The organism is Dyella sp. (genome assembly GCF_036568765.1).
GTDB lineage: Bacteria > Pseudomonadota > Gammaproteobacteria > Xanthomonadales > Rhodanobacteraceae > GSA-30.
Genome location: NZ_DATCRY010000115.1, coordinates 1 through 3,147, shown reverse-complemented (window position 1 = coordinate 3,147; position 3,147 = coordinate 1). Strand labels below are relative to the sequence as shown.

General features: G+C 62.1%; 2 protein-coding genes. One reads left to right on the top strand and one right to left on the bottom strand.

Translation table 11 applies throughout. The features are described 5' to 3' along the window. Nucleotides 1-441: 441 nt before the first annotated feature. On the bottom strand, nucleotides 442-2,367 hold the full coding sequence (locus tag VIM98_RS08110) for a sigma-54-dependent Fis family transcriptional regulator (protein ID WP_331992587.1): 1,926 nt from the start codon (nucleotides 2,365-2,367) through the stop codon (nucleotides 442-444). A gap of 312 nt (nucleotides 2,368-2,679) precedes the next feature. Between VIM98_RS08110 and VIM98_RS08105 the strand changes: the two genes are divergently transcribed. After that, entirely contained in the window at nucleotides 2,680-3,081 is a 402-nt protein-coding gene (locus VIM98_RS08105) for an SRPBCC family protein (protein ID WP_331992586.1), read from the top strand. The last annotated feature ends 66 nt before the right edge of the window (nucleotides 3,082-3,147 follow it).

Genomic DNA, 3,147 nt, shown 5'->3' with positions numbered 1-3,147 from the left:
CCGGCTCTTCTGGGAGCGACTTTCGTTGCGACGATCGTGCCTTATCGCAAGTCCTTGTCGCGACTGAAGTCGCTCCCACAACGATAGGATCCGTTTTCGCTGTGTCCAAGTCATTGACAGGTTTTTAGAGGTTCCCTTCAGCCGCGACCGACGGTGCCGCGCGGTGCAATCGCGGCTGAAGCCGCTCCTGCAAGATAGGTGGCTTTTCATAGCAAACAAAGCCCGCTTTGAAAGGTATGCGCGGCATCGTTGGACATGGGCTGTCGATCTGGTGAGGGAACAGCACTGCATGGAGACGCGATCGTGGAGACTCTAGGGTTTGGAGCCGCCGAGGGCTTTCGGGGCGTTCCCCTTCTTCCAGGAGTGAGCGGAGAGAAGTGAGGAGTGCTCGCCCCGGGGGCGCGGTGCGTGGGTGACGCCGCATGCAAAGCGTCGGATTGCTCAGTCCGGGACCGCAATCCCATGCTTGTGCAGCTTGCGATACAGCGTATTGCGACTGATGCCCAATGCCGTGGCCGTACGGCTGATGTTCCAATGCATTTGTTCCAGCTCGCGCAGCAAGGCTTCGCGCTCGGCAAGTCGCAGCGGAGCCTCGTCGCCGCTGTTCATCACGGCAGCGGCATTTTCCGTGGCACCGAACCCGGTAATCTCCTGTGGCAAGTTGCAAGGCCGGATGACGCCTTCGCCACACAGTGCCGCGGCGGTGCGCAAGGTATTGCGCAGCTGGCGGATGTTGCCCGGCCACGCATAGTTCAACAGCAGACGCAGCGCATCGTCGCACAATCGAGGCCTGGCTTGGCCGAGGGATTCTTCGGTGAGCAAGGTTTCGATCAATTCCAGTTTGTCGCTGCGCTCCCGCAATAAGGGCAACTGCAACGTTATCCCATTGAGTCGGTAGTAGAGGTCCTCTCGAAACTCTCCGGCTTGCACCATTTTCTGTAGATCCTGGTGCGTGGCGCTGATGACATGCAGGTCGACCGGAATCGCCCTTTCGCCACCCAGAGGCATGACCTCGTGTTCCTCCAGCACCCGCAGCAGGCGCGTCTGCAAAGGCAGAGGCATATCGCCGATTTCGTCGAGGAACAGCGTGCCGCCGCTGGATTGGCGGATTTTGCCCAGGTGACCGTCGCGCGAGGCGTCGGTAAACGCGCCGCGGGTGTAGCCGAACAGTTCGCTTTCGATCAGGGTTTCGGGGATGGCGGCACAGTTGACCGCGACGAACGGTTTATCCGCCCAACTACTGGCCAGATGCAATGCCTTGGCGAATGCCTCTTTGCCTGTGCCGGTCGCGCCCTGCAGCAAGAGCGGCACGCGTCGGCCGAACAGTTGCCGGCCGCAATTCATGTTGTGCTGCATGTGGGTGTCACTGCCGACATGCTGTCGTTTGGCCGGGCCGCTGGATGCCACGGGTGTCAGCACGATGCCGCTGGTCGCCACGACGGGCGGACGCACCATGGCAAAGAAGCGCCGGCCGTAAGCGGCGTCGCGCACAGGCCATAGCGTTGCCGCATCGGTGAATGCGCGTTTCTCGAGCGTGTTGAAGTCGAAGGCGAAAATCTTGTCCAGCGGTTGCCCGACCAGCCTGTCGCGCGAGAGGCCAAGCTGAGTGAGCGCGCTCTCGTTGACCGCGCGTACGACGCCGTTGCCGTCCACGGCCAGCAGCGCCTCATGCAGCAGGCCGACAAATTCAGGGCGACTGTGAAAGCGCAACACCCACATGTTGCGGCATTCGGCCAGGAAGTGGCAGCGCGAGATCAGGTTCGCCGACATCGCCACCAGCGCCATCGTATGACGTTGGATCAGCCGCGTATCGGCGGCATTGACGGTGGAAGCATCGAGCACAGCCAGCACGTCGCCTTGTGTATCGAGTACGGGCGCGCCCGAGCAGGACAGGTCCATGTTGAAATGCCGAAAATGCTCCTCGCGATAAATCGTCACCGGTCCGCCTTCGGCGATACAGGTACCCAGCCCGTTGGTGCCCTCGTAGCGCTCGCTCCAGATCGCGCCGACACGCAACCCCGCAGCGCGGAATTCGCGCTTTAGCGTGGGGTCGGTAATCGCACCTAGGATCGCCGCATCGGCATCGCACAGGATGACGGCGTAGCCGGAGCCGGCGATCTGTTCGTAGAGGTTTTCCATTTCCGCGCGAGCGACGTTGAGCAGTTCGCCGAAGCGCTGCTGGCGTTCCCCTACCGATGCGGCATCGAGCACCGGTGTATCTCTTGCCGCATCTGCGTCGATGCCGTATTGCTCGATGCAGCGCAGCCAGGATTTGGCCACGTGCGGCGCGACTTCGGCGTTGCCCAGCCGTTCGCGCAGCATGCCTTCGATGCGCGCCGAGGAAGTACTGGGCAAGACACTGCGCATACGTCGCTCCCTGGAATTAAGACGGTCATGAGAGCGGCTTGGGAGACACACGGCCGGCTGCCGGCGATACGGACCCGCTCCTCTAGATCCCGCTTTGCGAGCATGGTCCTTATATGGCACGGGAGAAAGGCGCAGTGCAGCATCTGGCGCGATGTGTCACGGCCATTGTGCCGGAACAGCAACAGCATTCACGAAACCTGCACATGAAGACCGTGCGTTATTGCGAATTTTCCGCCCATTGAACTTGGCGCGCCTCTTGCCTGCATGTACTTCGTCAATAGCGTTCGATGGCGACTGACGCGGAGGGGCGATATGGCGGAGGTGCGGGTGGCGCAGCGGCTGGCCAATCCGGCCGATGTGGTGTGGGCGCTGATTGGCGACTTCGGTGGCCTGCATCGTTGGCACCCGCATGTACAAGGCCTGGACCTCTCCTGGGAGGGCCGTATCCGTACCTTGCATTACACCGACGGCAGCCGGGCGGTGGAGCGGCTGGAGGCACGCAGCGACGCGAGCCGGCGCTATGTGTATGCATTGGTCGATGGTGCGCTGCCCTTGCTCGATTGCCGCGCCACTTTGCAGGTCAATGCACGCAAACAAGGCTGCACCGTCATCTGGTCGAGTGTGTTCGAGCCGGCGACTGCGGCAGCCATCGAAGCCTTGCGGCAGCACTATGCCGAAGGCCTGGCGGCACTGGCCGCCGCCCTGGACGGCTAAGACCCCGTACAATCCGCCCCCAAAGCAGCGCCGCCGGCGTGCATATGGGATGGATACAGTTTGAAC

Coding starts and splice junctions, on each gene's coding strand:
- VIM98_RS08110 (WP_331992587.1), bottom strand. CDS start 2,367: ATGCGCAGTGTCTTGCCCAGTACTTCCTCGGCGCGCATCGAAGGCATG.
- VIM98_RS08105 (WP_331992586.1), top strand. CDS start 2,680: ATGGCGGAGGTGCGGGTGGCGCAGCGGCTGGCCAATCCGGCCGATGTG.